The sequence below is a fragment of the Vibrio sp. 1249-1 genome, from assembly GCF_033340495.1.
Map to the genome: position 1 here is coordinate 1 of NZ_JAWOWJ010000657.1, position 653 is coordinate 653.

The following is a 653-nucleotide window of genomic DNA, read 5'->3' on the forward strand; positions in this document are numbered from 1 at the left end:
GTACAAAGTGGTGGCGCTTGGACGAGCAACGCGATGGACATCAGTGGTGAGGCAAATGGCACGTACACCGTCGTTGTCACGGGCACCAATGCCTCAAATGTGGAAGCAACAGAAAGCACAAACTTCACGTTGGCACAGGCGTTGCCAACACTGACTAACGCGACCTTTAACCCAACGCACCAAGCGGAAGGACAAAATGTGACGGTCAGACTGGAGTTCGATAAAGCGCTGCAAGCAGCAAGCGCAGAGCTGGGTGGTTCCGCCGTCACACTGACTAAGACAGTGGATGCGAAAGTCTGGACCGGTGATGTTGTGGTGCCAGTGTCGTCAGAGCTGACTGTTGGATTGGTGGTGAAAGATTACCAAGACCTTTCGGGGAATACGGGCGCAGAAGACCGCAGCCACTCTATGCCAATCACACCAACCTTGGCGATCACGCCAGTAGGCAATGTGGATAGCAGCAATGCTGCCGCATTGCAGATCACCGGTACTTCAAGCCGCTTTGATGGCCAAACCGTGAGCGTAGAAATCAAAGCGCAAGGCAGTGACACGGTTATAGCTAGCGGCAGTGCCACGGTACAAAGTGGTGGCGCTTGGACGAGCAACGCGATGGACATCAGTGGTGAGGCAAATGGCACGTACACCGTCGTTGT

At 54.5% G+C, this 653-nt stretch carries 1 pseudogene; it reads left to right on the forward strand.

Annotated elements, in window-relative coordinates:
- Nucleotides 1-653: pseudogene (locus R7Z50_RS28185) on the forward strand (hypothetical protein); the annotation flags it as partial.